Here is a 17,639-nt window from a genome sequence, read left to right as displayed (position 1 = left end):
CGGGAGGCAGGCCTCTGGCCGCTCCCGCCCGCATGTGACCCGAACGCGACAAAGCCAATGGGGGCGCCGGGCGCGAGCCGTGCTCGCGTCCTCCGTGGCCGCCCGGCGGCACGGAGCGGAGCGCCGGATGACCATCACCGACCAGCCAGGCACCGGATTGGGCAAGGACGACGTGCCACCGGTGCCCCCGACGATCCCCGCCGCGCTGGAGCGGGCGGCGCGGCTGTGGCCGGACGACGAGGCAGTCGTCGACGGCGACGTCCGCCTCACGTTCGCCCAGCTCGCCGCCGCGGCCGACGAGGTCGCGCGCGCGTTGGTCGCCAGCGGCGTCGAGGCAGGCGACAAGGTTTCGGTCTGGGCGCCGAACGGCTACCGCTGGATGATCGCGGCGCTCGGGATCTACCGGGCCGGCGGCGTCCTCGCTCCGATCAACAGCCGGTTCAAGGCGGGCGAGGCCGCGGACATCCTGCGCGCCATCCACGCCAAGGTCCTGTTCACCGTCACCGACTTCCTTGAGACGGACTACGCGGCGGCGATCCTCGCCGAACCGGACCTGCCGGACCTGCGCGACGTCGTCGTGCTCGACGGGCCGACGAGCCCCGGCACGGCGGCCTGGGGCGACTTCGCCGCCCGCGCGGCCTCGGTCCCCGCCGCCGCCACCGCCGCCCGCGTGGCGGCACTGACCAGCGACAGCCTCAGCGACATCATCTTCACCTCCGGCACCACCGGGAAGCCGAAGGGCGCGATGCTCGCGCACGGCCCGTCGACCCGGCTCTACACCGCCTGGGCACAGGTCATCGGGCTCGGCCACGGCGACCGGTACCTGCTCGTCTACCCGTTCTTCCACACCGCCGGGCTCAAGGCGGGGCTGCTCGCGACCGTGCTGGTCGGAACGACCCTGATCCCCTACCCGGTGTTCGACGTGCCCGCGGTCATGCGCCTCGTCTCCGACGAGAAGATCACCATGCTGCCCGGCCCGCCGGCCGTGTACCAGACCATCCTCAACAGCGACCTGTCCGGCTACGACCTGTCGACGTGGCGGCTCGCCGTCACCGGGGCGGCCCCCGTGCCCGTCGAGCTGGTCCGCCGGCTGCGCGCCGAGGTGGGGCTGGCGACCGTCGTCACCGGCTACGGGCTGACCGAGACCACCGGCACCGTCACCATGTGCCGGCACACCGACGACCCGGAGCTGGTCTCCAGGACGTCCGGCCGGGCGCTCGACGGCGTCGAGGTACTAGTCGTCGACGACGCCGGCGACGAGGTGGCTCGCGGTGAGCCCGGCGAGATCGTCGTCCGCGGCTTCAACATCATGCGGGGGTACCTCGACAACCCGGAGGCGACCGCCGAAACCATCGACGCGGACGGCTGGCTCAGGACCGGCGACATCGGGATCATGGACGAGGATGGCAACATCGCCATCACCGACCGCAAGAAGGACATGTTCATCGTCGGCGGCTTCAACGCCTACCCGGCGGAGATCGAGGGCATGCTGGCCGAGCACCCCGCGATCGCCCAGGTCGCGGTGGTCGGCGTGCCGGACGCCCGGCTCGGCGAGGTCGGCATGGCCTATGTCATTCCCCGAGCCGGCCAGCCCGCCCCCACCCCGGCCGAGATCATCGCCTGGGCCCGGGACCGGATGGCCAACTACAAGGCGCCCCGCTACGTCGAGGTCGTCGACTCCCTCCCGCTGAACGCCACCGGCAAGGTCGTCCGCTACGAACTGCGCGCCCGCGCCGCCGCCACCTACGCCCCCAGGTAGCCGTCCCGCCTCGGGAGGGTCCGCCGCCTCCGGCGGCGGCGTCCGGCCAGCAGGGCGGGCGCCGCCGCCGGGGCAACCGGTCAGCCGGCCGAATTCGCCGCGTATCGCCGGTCTGCCGCGCCGCTCGGGTGGATGCCGAGTAGCGGGCGGGGAGCCGGGCACACACGATGGGGAGGCCGGGCTCGGGGGGGTGACGGGGCGGATGGCGCACCAACGCGACACGGAGGCGGGCCGCGACCCGAACGTCGGCCCCGGCGCCGAGGCCGGCCAGGCGCCGACGACCACGCGCCGCCGCGACTGGCCGCCCGCCGGCCATGGCCCGTACGGCTCCGACCGGTCGGACCCGGCCGGACGTGACCCGTATCCTCCGGACGACGGCCGTCACCAGCCTGACCATCACCAGTCGGAGATGCCGGCCCGCCCGCCCGCCGAGCATCCGCACCGTGACTGGGCGCAGCGCGCCGACCGGGTCGCTGGTCGTGCCTGGTCCTGGTTCTCCAGGATCGCCGACCAGGCCGGCGCTCACCTGCCCTCGCACGAGCCGGCCCAGCGCCCGCCCGCCCCGGGCGGGGCCAGGCCGGGCGACGGCACGGCGCCGCGCGCCGAGAGCGCGCCGGCTTCGGCCCGATCCCGGCTCACCTCGGCCGGCGGTGGGCACGGCCGCCACGTCGACCTCGGGCACGTCGACACGATCACCGTCGACCGCTTCTCGCCGCCGACCGTCCAGCCGACCGTCCAGGAGCCGGCGCCTGGCACCGGGACGGCTCCCCAGACGCCGCCCGCGCCCGCTTCACCCGGTCCCCCGCCAGGCCCGCGGGCGCGGGCGGCCACCAGCGAGGCACCGGCCGCGGAACCGGGCACGGCGCCCACACCCGCGCGGGACCCGGAGGAGGCCGCGCGCGCCGAGGCCGTCGGCGCTGGGCATACCGGCGCCGGGCACGCCGGCGCCGGACCTACGGAGACCGGACACCCCGAGGCCGCGCGGGCCGGGGCGGCCAGGCAGGTGCGCCCGGCCGTGGGCTACGCGCTGCACGGCGGGCAGGCGGACGCGCACCGGCTGGCGACGATGGCTCGGATACTGGAACCGAGCACGGACGCGTTCCTGACCCGGCTCGGGATCCGGCCCGGCTGGCGCTGCCTGGACGTGGGCTGCGGCCACGGGCAGGTCAGCCTCCTGCTGGCCAGCCGGATCCGCCCGGGTGGCCGGGTCGTCGCCGTCGACGGCGACCCGGCGTCCCTTCGGGTCGCCCGGCGCAACGCGGCCGACGTCGGCGCCGCGATCGGCTTCCTGAGCGCGGACGCCGGCGGGCTGCCGGCCGGCCGGGGGAAGTTCGACCTGGCCTACTGCCGCTTCCTGCTCGGCCACCTCACCGATCCGCTGGCGGCGCTGCGCGCGATGGCGGCCGCGGTCCGGCCCGGCGGGACCGTGGCCGTCGAGGACGGCTACTTCACCCTCAGCACCCTCGCCACGCTGGCGCCGGTACCCGCCCTCGCCGAACTCGCCGACGTCCTCTCCATGACGATCCGGGTCCACGGCGGCGATCCGATGATCGGCCCACGGTTGCCGGCCCTGCTCGCCGCCGCCGGGCTGGTCGACATCACGGTCGACCCCTGGTCTGTTCCCGGTTCGGTGCTGCCGTTGGGCGTCTCCCTGCTGGAGATGCTGGACGCGGCCCGAGCCGCCGCGGCCGAGGCGGGCGTGGCCACTCCCGCCCAGTTGGACCGGCTGCGCCGGGAGCTGGGCACCCTGTCCGAGGCGGACCTGGCGGAGGTCGGCCAGCCCACCCGCCTGTACCAGGTCGCCGGCCACCGCCCGCTCCCGGTCAGGGCACGCGCCGCCGCCTGACGGCCTCGCCGCCGCGGTCCCCGCCACCAGCACGGCCACACCGCGCCCGCCCGCCACCTGTCGTGTGCCCGACCGCCAGCGCCGACCCTGGGGGCGTGAATGGGGGATCTCCCCGACGTCATTGGGGTCCCGCGGGTGTGACAGTGGTTCCACCCCGCGTGCATGGCGTGCCGCCGGTGCCGCCGGGGCCCGCGGGCGGCGAGCCAGCGGACGCCGCTTGGAGACAGCCCTCAGGAGACACCCTCAGGAGACAAAGGAGTCTCACGCCGTGGAAACGAAGATCGACGAAATCGCGCCGGACATCTTCCGCCTCTCGACGTGGATCGGCGAGGTCGCGCCGCCGGCCGGGTTCACGTTCAACCAGTTCCTGATCCGCGACGAGGAGCCGTTCCTGTTCCACACGGGCATGCGGGGCCTGTTCCCGCTGGTGTCGGCCGCCGTCGGGAAGCTCGTCGCGCCGGCCAGCCTGCGCTGGGTGGGGTTCGGCCACGTGGAGGCCGACGAGTGCGGCGCGCTCAACCACTGGCTGGCCGCGGCGCCGAACGCCCAGGCCGCGCACGGTGAGCTGGCCTGCATGCTCTCCGTCAACGACCTGGCGGACCGGCCCCCGCGCGCCTTCGCCGCCGGCGAGGTGCTCGTCACCGGCAGCCACCGGCTGCGTTTCCTGCCCACGCCGCACGTGCCGCACAACTGGGAGGCCGGGCTCTGGTACGACGAGACCACCGGCACGCTGCTCGCCGGCGACCTGTTCACCCACATCGGGGCAGGCCCGGCGCTGGTCGAGGACAGCGTCGTCGACCCGGCAGTGGCGGCCGAGAAGATCTTCAGGGGCACGTCCGGCGGGCCCACGCTGGTGCCGACCCTGCGCGGGCTCGCCGACCTCGAGCCCACCACCCTGGCCCTGATGCACGGCTCGTCGTTCCACGGCGACGGCGGCGCCGAGCTGCGCGCACTCGCCGCCGCCTACGAACAGGCCCTCGCCCTCGGCTGACGGCCGATGGCCGATGGCCGATGGCCGCGCCGCAGGCGCGGGAGCCACCGCCGTCCTAGGCGGGGGGATCGGCGGAAGACCTGTGGCGCGCGGCCGTGGCGAAGGCGGCCGCCTCGGCTCGGCCGCGCAGGCCGAGCTTGCCGAGGATCCGGCCGACGTGGTGCTCGACGGTCTTCGGCGCGATGAACAGCCGAGCGCCGATCTCGGTGTTGCTCAGGCCCTGGCGGACGAGCTCCAGCACCTCGCGTTCGCGCGCGGTCAGGGCGCCGAGCAGGGCGTCCGGCTCGCGGCCCGGCCCCGCCGCGGCGCGCCGGCCGGCCTGACCGGCGACACCAAGCTCGCGCAGCAGCGCGAGCGCGCGGTCCCGGCTCGGCGCGGCGCCGAGCCGTTCGAACACGGCGAGCGCGAGCCCCGCGTCGGCGGCGGCGTCGACCCTTCGCCCAGCGGCGGCGTGCGCGAGCGCGCTCTCCAGGCTCGCGGTCGCCGCGACCAGCGGGCGGCCATGGTCGCGCAGGCAGGCCTGGGCCGCCTCGAACGCCGCGACGGCCGCGTCGAACTCGCCCTCGGCCGCGAGCACCCGGCCCCGGGCGAGCCCGGCCTGCGCGGCGAGCACCTCGCTGTCCGAGGCGTCGGCTGCCTCGGCCAGCCGGCGGGCCGCGTCGCCCGCGGCGACCATGTCGCCTCGGCGCAGCTCGGCCACCACCAGGAGGGCGAGCAGCTCGCCGCCGCGTACCCGGTCGCCGACCAGTTCCCGCAGCCCACGCCGGGCGACGGCCGCCGCGAGGTCGGCCTCGTCGCGGGCGAGGTGAACGGCCGCGGCCGGGGCGCGGGCACTGACCCGGTCGAGGCAGGGGGCGATCAGCGCCGCGGCCTCGTCGACCCTCCCCTGGGCGACCCGCATCGTCGCCAGCGCCGCCGCCGTGTCCGACCGATGGCCGTGGCTGCCCGCCCCGCCGGGCCTGAGCACCTCCAGCATCGCGGCCTCGGCCTCAGCCCAGCGGCCGGCGCCGCACAGCACGGAGCCATAGGCGGCGCGGCAGTGGGTGTGCAGCACCCGCGGCCGTCCGCCGGTCCGGTCCAGGATGGTCGCCCGGATCAACTGGATCCATTCCTCGGCCCGGGCGACGTCTCCGGCCCGGTCGCAGCTCGCCAGCAGCGCGCAGAAGCTGCGCCCGATCACGGCCACGTCCCGCACCTCGCCGGCGGTGATGGCCGCGAGCGCCTCGTCCAGCCGCGCGAACCCCTCCCGCGCCCGCCCGCGGCTGACCAGCGCCAGCCCGCTGTCCGCCAGCGCTCGCGCCTCCAGGTCCTGGTCGGCGAACTCGGCCGCGATCGCCAGCGCGCGCTCGGTGCTACGGAGCAGCTCGTCGGTGTCGGGCCGGTCGCAGGCCATGCGCGCGAGCTCCAGGTAGCCCCACTCCACGGCCGGGCCCACCTGTTCCAGAACCCGCCGCGCTCGCGCCGCCCAGCCGTTCCCGACGGCCCGCTGACCGAGCATCCCCGCGTACAGGTCCACGAGCTCGATCGCGACCCGGGCCGCCGCCGTCAGCTCCCCCGCCGCCCGCAGGGCGTGAAAGGCGGCCTCCCAGGCGCGCCGCGCCTCGTCCAACCGGTCGTCGGCGTAGGCGAGCTGGCCCAGCAACAGATGCGGCTCGGGGCCGTCCGCCCGTTGGAGCGACCCCCGCAGGGCCTCCTCGGCCGCGGCGAACTGGCCGCGGCCGATCGCGGCGCGCGCTGCGTCCACCAGCTCGGCCGCCCCCATGGCCTCGGCGGCTCCCCACGCCCCGGCAACCTCAGCCACGCCGCGATCGTAGGGACCTACCCGGCTTCCGCGCCATGCCCTCGCCCCGCCCAGGCCCGCTCGGACCGCGACGGGGCACCAGCCGGACCGGCGGTCAGCCTGGTCAGGCTGGTCAGGCCGCGGCCGACCAGTGGAGGGTCACGAAGCGGCGGATCTCGCGGTCGAGGTCGCGGTCCTCGGGTGCCATGCCGAAGAAGCCACCGTGGCCGGCGGCCTCCAGGACATGCAGCTCGGCGGGGACGCCGGCCGCGCGCAGGGCGCGGTGCAGCCGGACCGTGTTGGACAGGAACAGGTCGCGCGTGCCGGTGGTGAGGATGGTGGGCGGAAAGCCCTTGGTGAAGTCCCCGAACAGCGGGGACACGTACGGGTCGGCCAGGTCGTGGCCCGCGGCGTAGAGCAGGTTCGCCGGCATCAGGCTGTCCCTGAGCACCGGGTCGAGGCCGAGGTTGGTCTGGAAGGTGTCACCGGACTCGGTGAGGTCGGCCTCGGGCGTGGCGAGCACGGCGGCGGCCGGCAGCGGCAGCCCCTCGTCGCGCGCCCGCAGCAGGAGCGCCGCGGCCAGGTTGCCGCCGGCGGACGCGCCGCCCACGATGATCTGCTCGGGGGCGTGGTCGCGCAGCAGCGCCCGGTAGGCGGTGACGCAGTCGTCCAGCGGGGCCGGGTACGGGTGGTCGGGCGGCATCCGGTAGTCGACGGCCCAGGTGCGCGCGCCGACCCGGGCCGCGGTGCCAGTCCCCATGGCCCGGCAGACCTCGCCCCCGCCGAGGATCAGGGCGCCGCCGTGGATGTCCAGGTAGACCCGGCCGTCGTCGGGCACGCCGGGCGGCGTGATCACGTAGACCCGGACGCCGTCGGCCTCGATCTCGTCGACCTCGGTGCCGGCGGCGGGCGGCCGACCGCTCATCATCGCCAGCAGCGCCTCGTTCCGCTGGGCGATCTGGTCGCGCCACGCGTCCTTGTCCGCCAGCGGCGGGTACCCGGAGATCTCCAGGCGGGGCATGGCCAGCATGGCCTGAGCCTCGGGGCTCAGGGACGAGGGAACCGGGATGTCCCGGGCTGGTAAGTGAACCGTCGGACGACTGTCCACAGTGGTCATGCGGATCCTCCTCAGATGCGCCGCCGGCAGGGCCGGGCATCTCGTGTGATCCGGGACACTAGCTACGAGGATCCCGAACCGCCACGAGAAGAACGACGATTCCCGCCGCCACCACCGCCCATTACGGGGACCGGCTACTTTCCGCGGTCAGCCGGCGCGGCTGAGCGGCCCGGCGCGGCCCGGGCGCGCCCCACCCGACCTCCTTCCCCTGCCCAGGCCCCGTGCCTTGGCGTTGCCCCTCCGTCCGACCGTTGCCCTGCTCAGGAGGCCCGCTGGCGGGTGTTAGTCGAACTGGTCGAGACGGCCGGTGACCGCGGCCGCGCGGTCACCGAGGGTCGAGGCCGCGGTGGTCGGCCTGAGCAGCCGCGGCGCGGCGAGCTTGGCGGCGAGATGCTGCCCGGCGACGACCGGCGGGTAGCGGGGCGGGTCGTCCGCGCTCGCGCAGGTGGGAAGGCATTCGACTACGGCGTCGTAGTTGCCGTCGTGGAAGAACGCGATCGAGCGGCGGCGGGCCGCCCGGCCGGACTCCGCCGCCGGCAGCACCACCCGGTGCACGGTCGAGCGCCAGCGGTCGTTGGTCCACTGGGCCAGCAGGTCACCGAGGTTGACCAGCAGCCCGCCGGGACCCGGCACCACCGGGTGCCAGGCGCCGTCCGGACCGACGATCTCCAGGCCCGGCGTCCGGTCGCCGTAGAGGACGGTGAGGATGCCGTAGTCGGTGTGCGCGCCCATCCGGGCCGGTTCCCCCGCCGCGCCGTCGGGCCGGGCCGCCGCGTGGTAGTTCAGGCAGCGCATGGTGTCGGTGGAGTGGTCGGTGAAGGGGGCGAAGTAGCCCTCGGGCAGGCCGAGCGCGGCCGCGAAGATCTCGGTGAGCCGCCGGGCGAGCGCCGCCGCGGCGGCGAAGTAGGCGGTCAGTGCCGGCCGCAGCGCCGGGACCTCCGCCGGCCACAGGTTCGCGGCGAACACGCCGTGGCGCTCACGCTCGTAGACCGGGTCGCCGGCCGGCCAGTCCTGCGGGCCGATGTTGAACGCCTCGAAGGTGTCCGGGCCGGCGTCGACGCCGAGGCTGTAGGCCAGCGACTCCGCGCGCGGCGGGCTGTACCCCCGGTTGGTCATGAGGTCGGCGGGGGCCTGGCGCAGCTTGACGTCGGCGGGCAGCGCCCAGAAGGCGTCCAGGGCCACGAGCGCCGCGTCCAGGGCGGCCCGGTCGACGCCGTGACCGACGATCTCGAGAAAGCCGACCCGCCGGCAGCCGTCGTCGATGGCCGCCGCGACCTCCCGGCGGCGGGCGGCGCCGCCGTCCCGCCAGCCGGAGACATCCACTCTCGGGACCAGTTCGGGCATTCGGCCCGCCTCCCCTCGTCCGGTGGACGTCGCGCGTCGACCACGACGAATATAGGCAGGGGCGATATCCGTCGTCCCGAGACGTGAGCGGTCGCACACCGGGCAGCGCGGACGGTCGCCCGGGAGGCGAGCGGGTCGGGGCCACCGAGGCCGGCTCCGACGAACGCCCTCGCGTGGCCGGCGACCCGCCGGAACGGAGCCCCGGCGAGGCGGCGCCATGACACGATCGCGGTGCTCCTGCCGGTGACGGCCGGGATGCCGACCGGCGCGGGCCACCGACGCCGCGAGATCATCGGTACTAGCGGGAGGAGGCGTGCCATGCCGCCGCACCCCAGCCCCCGACACCCCGCTCCCCCGGGCCCGAGGCCGCCGGCCCGCGTCACCGAGGCGCCATCGGCCGAAGCGCCGGCCGCCGGGCAGCCGGCCGCCGGCGGCGCGCCGTCCGGCGCGGGCCAGCCGGCCGCGGGCCCGGCGCTGCGCGCGATCGGCGTCGCGATCCGCGCGGCCCGGCGTCGCGCCGGGATGCCGATGACCGCGCTGGCCGAGAAGGCGGGCGTGAGCCAGCCGTACCTGAGCCAGCTGGAGAACGGCCGCAACAACCCCAGCATCCAGACGCTGTACCGGATCGCGAACGCGCTCGAGCTCTCGCCGCAGGACCTGCTGCCCTCCGACCAGTCCGACGTCGTCATCACCCGGGCGGGCGCGGCGGCGGGCACCGGGATCGAGGACCGCCCCGACGCCGCCGTCGCGCGGGTCCTGGTCGGCGCGCCCGGAAAGATCATCCAGGCGCAGGAGGTCACCGCCGAGCCCGGCGCCTTCCTCGGCGACTTCTTCGAGCACGACGGCGAGGAGTTCGTCTACCTGCTGGCCGGTGAGGTCGCCGTCGAGCTCGACGGCGGGCGCGGCGAGCGGCTCTCCGTGGGCGACAGCATGTGGTACCCGGCGACGACGCCGCACCGGTGGCGCTCGGTCGGCGCCGAGACGGCCCGGATCCTGGTCATGTCCGCCGCCGTCCCCCGGGGCCGCCCGCACTGACCGCCGGCTCCCCGCGCGTGTTCCGGGTGCCGGCCGAGTCGGCGCCGCGACGATCGGAGGAAATCGCGCTGGGCGGCCTGTCAGCGCTTCAGTCCGCGACGGTTATTGCATGTAGCAATAGACGACCGGCGGAAGCGGAGGCTCGCGCGCCCGGGGCAGCGACAGGGCGGGGGTCGAGCTGTCGGATGGGCTCTAGGCTCCTGTCGTGACGACCAGCGACAACGCCGCCAGCGACAGTGCCGCCGCCGACAACGCCGCCGCCGCGCCTGGGCACTCCCTCGTCGTCGGGCTGCACCACCTGCAGCTGGCGATCCCACCGGAGACAGAGGACGCCTGCCGGGCGTTCTGGGTGGGCCTGCTCGGCCTGACCGAGGTGCCCAAGCCGGCGCCGCTGGCCGCCCGCGGCGGAGCCTGGTTCCGCGGCGCCGGGATCGAGATCCACGTCGGAGTCACGGCCGACTTCGTCCCGGCGACCAAGGCGCACCCGGCGGTCCTCGTGGACGATCCGGACGCCCTGGCCGCCCGTCTCACGGCCGCCGGGACGGCGGTGACCTGGGCGCATGACTTCCCTGGTCACCGGCATTTCTACGTGGCCGACCCGGTCGGGAACCGGATCGAGTTCATCGCCCCGGACCCGGCGGCCTAGGACCTTTCCGTGGCGCGGCGGCGGCGCGCGGCCGATGGTTCGCGGCCACGGCCCCGCTCCCCGGCCGGTCAGCCACCGGCGCGGCGGGCCGCCGGCGGGGCGGGCGGGCCGTAGGGAGTCCCGTCCGGGACGTCCCGCAGGTCGATGTCCGTGACGACCCTGGCGGTCAGCAGCGCCTCGACCTCGTCGGCCGGGTAGCCCGCCTCGGCGAGGACCTGGCGGGTGTCATGGCCGACGAGCACGACCCGGGCGGGCGGCCGGCCGGCGCCGTGCCGCCAGGCGCCGTAGCGGTGGACGACGTCGAAGCGGCCGTAGCGCGGGTCCGCGATGACATGGGTGAAGCCGTTGGCGACCAGGTGCGGGTCGGTGACATGGTCGTCACCCAGGATGGCTGGGACGGCGGGAATCCCCCGGGCCGCGAGCGCCGCCGCGGCGTCGCGCACCGCGCGCCCGGCCAGCGCCGCCGCGACGGCGTCGGCCACCGGGTCGGCCGCGGTGTCGGCCGGCGGGGCGGTGTCAGCCGGCGGGGCGGTGGCCGGCGGGTCCAGCCCCAGGGCGGCGAGCAGGTCGGCGACCCGTGACTCGGTCACCGCGGCCACGCCGAGCCAGCCGTCGGCGCAGCGGTAGTAGCGATGTCCGGCGCTCGGGCCCGGATGGTCCGTGCCCCCGCAGGGCGGCCGCGGCCGCCCCGCGTACTCGGTGAACTCGGGCGACTGCAGGTAGGTCGCCGTGTTGGCGAGTGACAGGTAGAGCCGGTCGCCAGCACCGTCCCGGTCGCGGGCATACAGCGCCGCCAACGCCGCCAACGCCCCCAGCACGCCGGTCCCGGTGTCGTTGAGCGGGATCGGGGTGAGCACCGGGTCGCCGGCGCCGCCCTGCGCGTCGGCGAGCCCCGACAGCGCCTGGAAGACCGGGTCGAAGCCGGGAGCGTCGGCGTACTCGCTGGCGTGCCCGTAGGCGGAGACGCTGCAGCGCACCAGGTCCGGGTTCGCCGCCAGCACCCGCTCGGCGGCCAGGCCCAGCTTCTCCATCCGGCCGGGGCGCATGTTCTCGACGAACAGGTCCGCGTCCCGCAGCAGCCGCAGCAGCACGTCGGCGCCGCCGGGCGCGGCGACGTCGAGCGCGAGGGCGCGCTTGTGCTGGCTCGCGACCAGCACCGACATCGGGAAGACCCGGAACGGGTCGCCGTCCGGCGGCTCGACCTTGACGACGTCGGCGCCCCAGTCGGCGAGCAGCTCGCCGATCAGCGGCCCGGCCAGGTAGGACGACAGGTCGACGACGCGCAGGCCGGTGAGCGGCAGCGACCGGCCGCCGTCCTGCCGGGCGGCGGGCGGGACGACGGCCCGCGCCGGGGTGTCGGGCCAGATCTCCCCGCCTGGCGGGAGGTCCTCGGCCACCGGGAAGCCACCCGGGGCGGCGGGAGCGCGGGTCAGATGGACCGGGAAGCCGGGCATGGTGACCGGGCCGAGCGTCGGGTGGTCGCGGCGCACGAGCGCCCGGTTGGCCTCGACGATGTCGCGGACGGCCCACTCGGCGCGGGTCGCGATCGGCGCGCACGGCACGTCGGCGGCGGCGAACAGGTCCAGCCACTCGGCCAGCGGCCGCTTGCGGAACTCGATCTCCAGCTCGTCGGCCACGAGCCGCCCGCCCACGTCGTAGACCTGGATCTTGTTCCAGTCGCCGTCGACGCCGGGCAGCACCAGGACGTCCATCCGGTCCATCGCGTCGAGCGCGCGGAAGAAGATCTCCGGGACGAGCGCCGCGAGGTAGAGCCAGCGGCCGTCGCCCGTCTGGTAGATCCGCCAGAACGGCACGCCCTTCCCGGTCCGGGATCCCCTGATCACCGGCTGGTCGTGGCCGACCTGGGTCATCATGCCGAGCTGGGCGGCCGCGGCGTGCAGGCCGCTGACCGTGACGGCGTGGCCGCGCCCGCCGTCGCGGCGGCGCCCGACGAGCGCGGCGACGGCCGCCGCGGCGCCGAGCGCGCCGTGCAGGTGGGTGGTCGTCGCGGTGACCGGCGCGACCGGGCAGTCCCAGGTCGCCGGATTGCGCGCGGCGACCCCGCCGAGGCCGGCGAGCAGCAGCGGATCCTCGGCGACCTCGCGCCACGGCCCGTGCTCGCCGTAGGGCGGCAGCCAGACGTGGCACAGCCCCGGATGGGCCAGGCTCGCGGCGTCCAGGCCGAGCGCGGCCAGCCGGGCGGGAGTCTGGTCGACGAGCAGGACGTCCGCGCCGCCCGCGAGCCGCGCCACGTCGTCGCGGCTCATCCGCGCGACGCGCTTGCCCCGGTCCGACCACAGCGCGCCGGGCAGGCCGGCCTCGTCCGGCTCCTCGGCCAGGGTCGAGGCGTCCGCCCCGTCGCCAGACGCGGGCAGCACGGCCCGCGCCACGTCCGCCCCCAGGTCAGCCAGCAGCATCCCGGCGACCCGGCCCGCCCTGGTCGCCGACGCCTCGAGCACCCGCACGCCGGCTAACGCGGCCCGTCCGTCACTCATGCGCCGGCTCCGCCGCCGCTACCCGCCCGACCGACGCCGACAGCCATGACGCGCCCTCCACCCTCGCGATCCTTCCTCGTTCGTACCAGCGCCCGGCCCCACCGGCAGCCGATCCCGTCCGGCGGCCCGCCCCCGGCCGTCCCTGCGGCGCGCCGCCGGAACGGGGGTGAGGTTTTCCCCAGGTCGCAATGGCGGGTCTGCGCGGTCGTGCGTCGCCGGTCGCTGATCTACGGTCGTGACGACGTCCCGGACAGCGGGGCGGGCGGCGCGCCGAGGCGCGTCGGCGACACACGGCGAGACGGTGACACACGGTGAGGCGGCGGGACGTGGTGACTCGGCGGGACTCGACGAGACGGGACGGCGGGACGACGCGGCGGCCGCTCCGGCGGGCGCCGCGACGCGCGCACGAGGACCCGCGGCCGGAGGGGCCGGCCGGGCCCGGCCGGTGGTCTCGATGACCAGCCTGGCACCCGGCGGCCTCGCTCTGAAGGCGCGCGCCGCGCGGGCGCTCTGGGCGGGGCTGCGGGCGACCTATTCGCGGCGGTCCTGGCTCGCGACCGTGTTCGCGGCGCAGACGACGGTGCTCGGCACCGTGAGCTTCGCGACGGTGTTCGCGTTCGCGGTCGGCGGCGGGGCGTCGCTGTTCTTCATCCCGGTCAGCCTGCCGCTGCTGTGGGTGGGGCTCACGCTCGCCCGCAGGTACGCCCAGTTCGAGTCCTGGCGGTTCGCCGCCTTCCTGGGTGACGAGCTGCGGCTGCGCCCGGTGCCGGTGCCCGGGCACCTGGGCAGCGGCCGCCTCGGGCGGGCCTGGGCCAGGATGTGGGCCCGGCTGCGGTCCGGCGGCAGCTGGCTGGAGGGTGTGTACGCCCTGTTCGTGCTGCCGCTGGTCGGCTGGATCGGTGGGTGGATCGTCGCCACGCTGTGGGGCGGCGGGCTGGCGTTCGTCCTGTTCCCGGCCTACGCGCCGGCGCTGGGCCGTGCCGACCGGCTGGTCGGGCTCGACCTCGGCTACGGCGGCTCCGTCGCCACGCACGCCGTCGTCGGGGTGGCGGCGCTGCTCGCCGCGCCGTGGGTCGCCAGGGGCCTGGCCGCCCTGCAGCTCGCCACCGCCCGCAAGCTGCTGTCCCCCAGCCCCACCGCGGCGCTCACCCAGCGGGTGGCGGCGCTGGAGACCAGCCGCGCCGGCATGGTCACCGCGGCCGCCGCGGAACGCCGCCGGATCGAGCGTGACCTGCACGACGGCGCCCAACAGCGGCTGGTGGGCGTGGCGATGACGCTCGGCCGCGCCCAGGAGCGGTTCGCCGACGACCCGGGAGGGGCCCGCGACCTGGTCGCCGAGGCACACGCCGAGACCAAGCGAGCCCTCGTCGAGCTGCGCGACCTCGCTCGCGGCCTGCACCCCGCGGTGCTCACCGACCGGGGCCTGGACGCGGCGCTCGCCGGGCTCGCCGCCCGCTGCCCCGTGCCGGTGACCCTCCAGGTGGAGGTGACGCCGCGGCCGACGGCGGAGGTCGAGGCGGTCGCGTACTTCTTCGTCGCCGAGGCGCTGACCAACGTCGCCCGGCACGCCGACGCCACCGCGGCGCGGATCGTCGCGCGCCGGTCCGGCGACCGGCTGGAGGTGGAGGTCAGCGACGACGGCCGCGGCGGCGCGGCCGAGGACACGGGTTCCGGGCTCACCGGGCTGCGCGACCGGGCGCTCGCCGTCGACGGCGCCTTCTCGGTGCGCTCCGCCCCAGGCACGGGCACGACGCTGCGAATGGACCTGCCATGCCAGAACTGACGCCGTCTCCCGGCCGTCCCGCGGCCAACCCCGCCGAGCCCGCCAACCCCGCCGAGCCCGCCGAGTCCGCCGAGCCCGCCGAGGGAGACCACGCGATGAGCGAGCGCCTCGCCGCGACGGCCACGCAGCCGCCGCCCACCGCGGTGGCGGCCGACGGCCCGCCCGGCGGCGGCCCGCCGGCCGGACGGCCACCCGCGGGCGGGCACCGCGGCGCCCGCGGCGCGCTGCTCGCCCTCGGCGCGCTGCTCGCCCTGGGGCTCGCCGCCGTCGCCGGCACGCAGGCCCTCAAGCTGACCACCGGCCAGGAGCGGGGCGACCAGCGCGTCGCCCTGCCGGCGTCGGTCACCCGGGTGGAGCTGATCACGTCGAACGGCGACCTCTACGTGAGCGGCGTCGCCACGGGCCCGGCGGTCGTGGACGCGCGGCTGTCCGGGACCATCGAGCCGCCGAGGCTTCAGCTGCGGGTCGACGGCACCACGGCCCGGGTCCGCGCCGACTGTGACTGGGCCTTCCTGCTCGCCTGCGAGTCGACGCTGCGCCTGTCCGTCCCGCCGGGCGTGACGGTCGTCGCGCGCTCCAGCTCCGGCGACATCCGCGCGAACGACGTGCGCGGCCCGCTGGACCTGCACACCTCGTCCGGTGACGTGTCGAGCTCCGGCGGCACCGGCTCGGTCCGGCTGACGACCTCGTCGGGGAACGTGCGGGCCTCCCGGGTCGACGCGGCGTCGGTGTACGCGCACTCGTCGTCCGGCGACGTGAACGTGAGCCTGCTGGTGGTGCCCGACGACGTGGAGGCGACGACGTCCTCCGGCAACGTGCGCGTCGGTGTCCCCGACGGCCCGACCGCCTACAACGTGACGGCCCACACCTCGTCGGGCGAGGACTCGATCGAAGTCCGCACCGACCCGACGTCGGCCCACCGGATCGTGGCCCGCTCCAGCTCGGGTGACGTCACGGTCCGCTACAGCCCGGCCGAATAGCCGAGCCGCCGAACAGCCCGGAGGCGAGACGTGATGGTCATGACCGTGCCGAGCCGGCGGCACCGCCCGGTTCGCGCGGTACGGCCGGAGCTGTCGGGCAGCGGACAGCACGGGATGTCCTGGCTGGTCACGGGCGAGCACTACGATCTCCCGTACCGGCCGGGCCGGCGGGATCGAGGCCAGGGCACGAGCGCCGGTGGACGGACGCGAGACCGGAACACCCGCTGGGCAGGGGCCGCCGGGTGCCGCCCCTGGGACACATAGGTGGTCGCATGCCCGACGATCGCGGTTGCGCGCGTCAGGAAGACCCCGAGCATAGGAACGGCGCGTCCCCGTCCGACGAGGCGCGCCCGCCGGAGCGCCCCGCCGTGGGCCGACGGTTCTTCCTCGCCGACTCCAGGGCGCGGACCTCGCCCGGGCGGGCCAGGCTCACCGAGATCGGTGGCCGGCTCGCCGACCCGGCGAGCGCCACCCGCTGGTACGCGGCGCTCGACCTGGCGGTGCTCGCCGACGTCTCGGCCGCGCACGGCCCGCTCGCCCAGTTGCTCGCCGGGGAGCCGGCCACGGAGCTCGGCCCGGCGGCCAGCCGGCGCGTACAGGCCGTGCTGGAAGCGCGGGGGCTTGGCTGGCTGGGTGACGACGGCCGGCGCGAGGAACACGCCCAGCGCGCCTGGAACGCCCTTTACGCCGCGCACTACGGGGTCGCCGACGCGGTGTCGCGGGTCGAGCCGCTGACCTACGCGCTGCGGGTGTGCCGGCTGGCGGAGCTCGCCTACTCGGGGGACGAGCCGGGCTGGCGGGAGCTCGCCGACGCGGCCGCCGCCCGGCCGATGGTGCCCGCCGAGATCTACCGGGCGCGCGGGGACCGCCGGCCGCGGCCGGCCGATGCTGTCGTCCGGGCGGTCGCGATGCCGGTCGCCGGCGGGGAGCTGGACGCCGCCGCCCTCGCCGCCGGCCGCGACGAGGGCTGACGGGGAGGTCTAGAACCAGCCGCGGCGGGCGCCGAGCGCCTGCAGCTGCTCGTGGAGCAGACGGGCCAGATGGCCACGGTCGGTGTCGTCGAACCCGACGCGGAAGCGGCTGAGCGCGTCGCCGCCGGAGTGCAGCAGCCCGCCGCGGCGGTCGGCCTCGAGGACGACGTCCATGCCGCGGTCGTCGACCAGGTAGGTGACCTCCAGCTGGTTGATCCGGCTGGCGTACTCGCCGGACGCCTTCAGCTCGATCTCCTGGTAGAAGGGCAGGTTCGAGCCACCGACGTGGCCCTTCTCGACGTCGGCCGAGATGAAACGGAAGCCGAGGTCGCCGAGCGCCGCGAGCACCGCCTCCTGGATCGGCAGCGGGTGCACCGAGATCGGGTCCAGATCGCCCGGGTCGAGGGCGCCGGGGATGGACAGCGTGGTGCGCACGCCGACCTGCATGCCCTTGAGGTGCCAGCCGCCGACGTCGGTGACCGGGGTCTGCCACGGCACGGGCAGCTCGAAGCGACCGCTGACCTGCTGGCCCGGGTGGACGAGCAGGTTGCCGCCGATCTCCTGGGTGCCGAAGGCGACCTTCTCGTAGTAGGTGGAGTCGTCGTACTCGACCTCGACCGTCGCCTCGAGCGCTACCAGGATCTTCTCGATCTGCTGCTCGACCTTGCCGCCGGTCACCGTCGTCGTACCGGTGACGACGGCACCCGGCCACGTCTGGTCGCGGTCCAGGACGGTCTCCACCTCGGCGCCTCCCACGCCGAGCCGAGACATGAACCGCTTCATACCCATAGCGAATGCCCTTCCCACCGAACCGCGTACGTCACTGATCAGGGTTCTTACCGTTCCGGGCGACCGTGTCGCCAGCCGGGGTCAGTCAGCCGACAAGGCCGCC

13 protein-coding genes are annotated in these 17,639 nt (G+C 76.0%); 8 read left to right on the top strand and 5 right to left on the bottom strand.

Annotation, left to right across the window (positions count from 1 at the left end; translation table 11 throughout):
- Positions 1-127 precede the first annotated feature (127 nt).
- The 3 genes from I6A81_RS09485 (at position 128) to I6A81_RS09475 (ending at position 4,596) form a co-directional block, all read left to right on the top strand.
- The gene (locus tag I6A81_RS09485) at positions 128-1,759 is read left to right on the top strand and encodes a FadD3 family acyl-CoA ligase (protein WP_238429071.1); all 1,632 of its coding nucleotides are present in this window, start codon (positions 128-130) and stop codon (positions 1,757-1,759) included.
- A 202-nt stretch (positions 1,760-1,961) separates the two neighbouring features.
- A complete protein-coding gene (locus I6A81_RS09480; protein ID WP_203002985.1) occupies positions 1,962-3,605 on the top strand; it encodes a methyltransferase domain-containing protein in 1,644 nt (547 codons plus the stop codon).
- 268 nt (positions 3,606-3,873) lie between these two features.
- Positions 3,874-4,596 (top strand): oxygen-binding di-iron domain-containing protein, encoded by a 723-nt coding sequence (locus I6A81_RS09475; protein ID WP_203002984.1) that lies wholly within the window; start codon positions 3,874-3,876, stop codon positions 4,594-4,596.
- A gap of 55 nt (positions 4,597-4,651) precedes the next feature.
- On the opposite strand, the gene I6A81_RS45470 is transcribed toward I6A81_RS09475, so the two are convergent.
- The 3 genes from I6A81_RS45470 to I6A81_RS09460 form a co-directional block, all read right to left on the bottom strand.
- The gene (locus tag I6A81_RS45470) at positions 4,652-6,397 is read right to left on the bottom strand and encodes a LuxR C-terminal-related transcriptional regulator (protein WP_307874555.1); all 1,746 of its coding nucleotides are present in this window, start codon (positions 6,395-6,397) and stop codon (positions 4,652-4,654) included.
- Between the two features lie 112 nt (positions 6,398-6,509).
- The gene (locus I6A81_RS09465; protein WP_203006945.1) at positions 6,510-7,493 is read right to left on the bottom strand and encodes an alpha/beta hydrolase; all 984 of its coding nucleotides are present in this window, start codon (positions 7,491-7,493) and stop codon (positions 6,510-6,512) included.
- 282 nt (positions 7,494-7,775) lie between these two features.
- Positions 7,776-8,837 (bottom strand): isopenicillin N synthase family dioxygenase, encoded by a 1,062-nt coding sequence (locus tag I6A81_RS09460; RefSeq protein WP_203006946.1) that lies wholly within the window; start codon positions 8,835-8,837, stop codon positions 7,776-7,778.
- 318 nt (positions 8,838-9,155) lie between these two features.
- On the opposite strand from I6A81_RS09460, the gene I6A81_RS09455 reads away from it, so the two are divergent.
- Both I6A81_RS09455 and I6A81_RS09450 read left to right on the top strand, forming a co-directional pair.
- Positions 9,156-9,872 (top strand): helix-turn-helix domain-containing protein, encoded by a 717-nt coding sequence (locus tag I6A81_RS09455; RefSeq protein ID WP_203006947.1) that lies wholly within the window; start codon positions 9,156-9,158, stop codon positions 9,870-9,872.
- A 289-nt stretch (positions 9,873-10,161) separates the two neighbouring features.
- Positions 10,162-10,518 (top strand): VOC family protein, encoded by a 357-nt coding sequence (locus tag I6A81_RS09450; protein WP_238430775.1) that lies wholly within the window; start codon positions 10,162-10,164, stop codon positions 10,516-10,518.
- 68 nt (positions 10,519-10,586) lie between these two features.
- Here the strand turns inward: I6A81_RS09450 and I6A81_RS09445 are convergent, their stop codons facing one another.
- On the bottom strand, positions 10,587-13,013 hold the full coding sequence (locus I6A81_RS09445) for a CoA transferase (RefSeq protein ID WP_203006949.1): 2,427 nt from the start codon (positions 13,011-13,013) through the stop codon (positions 10,587-10,589).
- 454 nt (positions 13,014-13,467) lie between these two features.
- Here I6A81_RS09445 and I6A81_RS09440 point away from each other — a divergent pair, with 454 nt between their 5' ends.
- The 3 genes from I6A81_RS09440 (at position 13,468) to I6A81_RS09430 (ending at position 16,747) form a co-directional block, all read left to right on the top strand.
- On the top strand, positions 13,468-14,796 hold the full coding sequence (locus tag I6A81_RS09440) for a sensor histidine kinase (protein ID WP_203006950.1): 1,329 nt from the start codon (positions 13,468-13,470) through the stop codon (positions 14,794-14,796).
- Positions 14,784-15,776 (top strand): DUF4097 family beta strand repeat-containing protein, encoded by a 993-nt coding sequence (locus I6A81_RS09435; protein ID WP_238438131.1) that lies wholly within the window; start codon positions 14,784-14,786, stop codon positions 15,774-15,776. Before I6A81_RS09440 ends, I6A81_RS09435 begins: the two co-directional genes overlap by 13 nt.
- 272 nt (positions 15,777-16,048) lie before the next feature.
- Positions 16,049-16,747 (top strand): hypothetical protein, encoded by a 699-nt coding sequence (locus I6A81_RS09430; protein WP_203006951.1) that lies wholly within the window; start codon positions 16,049-16,051, stop codon positions 16,745-16,747.
- Between the two features lie 9 nt (positions 16,748-16,756).
- Here the strand turns inward: I6A81_RS09430 and I6A81_RS09425 are convergent, their stop codons facing one another.
- Positions 16,757-17,536 (bottom strand): sporulation protein, encoded by a 780-nt coding sequence (locus I6A81_RS09425; RefSeq protein ID WP_203006952.1) that lies wholly within the window; start codon positions 17,534-17,536, stop codon positions 16,757-16,759.
- Positions 17,537-17,639: the final 103 nt, after the last annotated feature.

It is taken from the genome of Frankia nepalensis, assembly GCF_016786325.1.
Taxonomy (GTDB): domain Bacteria; phylum Actinomycetota; class Actinomycetes; order Frankiales; family Frankiaceae; genus Pseudofrankia; species Pseudofrankia nepalensis.
The sequence above is the reverse complement of the archived record's forward strand: the minus strand, read 5'-3'. Positions and strand labels throughout refer to the sequence as shown.

Coding starts and splice junctions, on each gene's coding strand:
- I6A81_RS09485 (WP_238429071.1), top strand. CDS start 128: ATGACCATCACCGACCAGCCAGGCACCGGATTGGGCAAGGACGACGTG.
- I6A81_RS09445 (WP_203006949.1), bottom strand. CDS start 13,013: ATGAGTGACGGACGGGCCGCGTTAGCCGGCGTGCGGGTGCTCGAGGCG.
- I6A81_RS09465 (WP_203006945.1), bottom strand. CDS start 7,493: ATGACCACTGTGGACAGTCGTCCGACGGTTCACTTACCAGCCCGGGAC.
- I6A81_RS09460 (WP_203006946.1), bottom strand. CDS start 8,837: ATGCCCGAACTGGTCCCGAGAGTGGATGTCTCCGGCTGGCGGGACGGC.
- I6A81_RS09455 (WP_203006947.1), top strand. CDS start 9,156: ATGCCGCCGCACCCCAGCCCCCGACACCCCGCTCCCCCGGGCCCGAGG.
- I6A81_RS09435 (WP_238438131.1), top strand. CDS start 14,784: ATGCCAGAACTGACGCCGTCTCCCGGCCGTCCCGCGGCCAACCCCGCC.
- I6A81_RS09425 (WP_203006952.1), bottom strand. CDS start 17,536: ATGGGTATGAAGCGGTTCATGTCTCGGCTCGGCGTGGGAGGCGCCGAG.
- I6A81_RS09480 (WP_203002985.1), top strand. CDS start 1,962: ATGGCGCACCAACGCGACACGGAGGCGGGCCGCGACCCGAACGTCGGC.
- I6A81_RS09430 (WP_203006951.1), top strand. CDS start 16,049: ATGCCCGACGATCGCGGTTGCGCGCGTCAGGAAGACCCCGAGCATAGG.
- I6A81_RS09440 (WP_203006950.1), top strand. CDS start 13,468: ATGACCAGCCTGGCACCCGGCGGCCTCGCTCTGAAGGCGCGCGCCGCG.